Genomic DNA, 817 nt, shown 5'->3' with positions numbered 1-817 from the left:
TGGCGAAGCGGACGTTCTCCGCCGCCAGCTGGATGTCGCAAGCCGCGGCCAGCTGCCACGCTCCACCAAAGCAGTTGCCCTCCACGGCCGCCACGGTGGGCACCGGGCAGCTCGTGATGGCCGTATCGAGCAGGTCAAAGTGGTTCAGCGGGCTGCCCTGTCGATCCTCATCGAAGAGCACCCGGTCCATCTCGTTGATGGCGATGCCGGCGCTGAATTCCTTGCCCTCTCCGCGCAGAATGATGCACCTGATGTGCGGGTCCTCCCCCAGGCATGCAAAGGCTGGATGAGTTCCTGGCACATGCCCAGCGTCAGCGCGTTGCGCTGGGCCGGATTGCGCAACCAGATGGTCGCGACCTGCCCGCTTTTGTCCACCGCTATTTCCTGGAAGGTTTGCTTCATCCCCGTGCCTTAGTTTCGTGGTTCGCCCGCCGCCGGGTTTTTCCGGCCACCCGGTCCCTTGGCCCCATCCTTGCGGTCATTGTCCGGCAAGCTCATCCCCAGCGTTCCTGCCCGGTTCCCGCCGGGGCATGCAGCGTCCGCTGGTAGTTGCCCGGGGTCACCCCCACCAGAGCGGTGAATGCATCAATGAAGGTGCTGGGGTTGCTCCACCCGCAGGCCGTGGCGGTATCGAGCACGGACACCCCGTCGGTGAGCAGCAGCAGGGCGTGGTGGATGCGCAGCTGGGTGCGCCACTGTCGGAAACTCATTCCGGTTTCGGCCTGGAAAAGGCGGCTGAGGGTGCGTGCGCTCGCCCCGACGCGGTGCCCCAGTTCCCGCAGGCTGGCCGGGTCGGCCAGATCGCGTCCCACCAGGC

The 817-nt window shown here is 66.3% G+C and carries 2 protein-coding genes; both read right to left on the bottom strand.

The genetic code is table 11. The annotated features are described in order from the left end of the window. Nucleotides 1-301: enoyl-CoA hydratase/isomerase family protein (locus JCM19049_RS16095; protein WP_279403422.1), on the bottom strand; the 301-nt coding region annotated here is incomplete at its 3' end. Between the two features lie 193 nt (nt 302-494). Next, nucleotides 495-817: AraC family transcriptional regulator (locus JCM19049_RS16090; RefSeq protein ID WP_279403421.1), on the bottom strand; the 323-nt coding region annotated here is incomplete at its 5' end.

It is taken from the genome of Arthrobacter sp. JCM 19049, from assembly GCF_001310435.1.
Note: the sequence above shows the minus strand (reverse complement) of the source record. Positions and strands in the feature narration are given on the sequence as shown.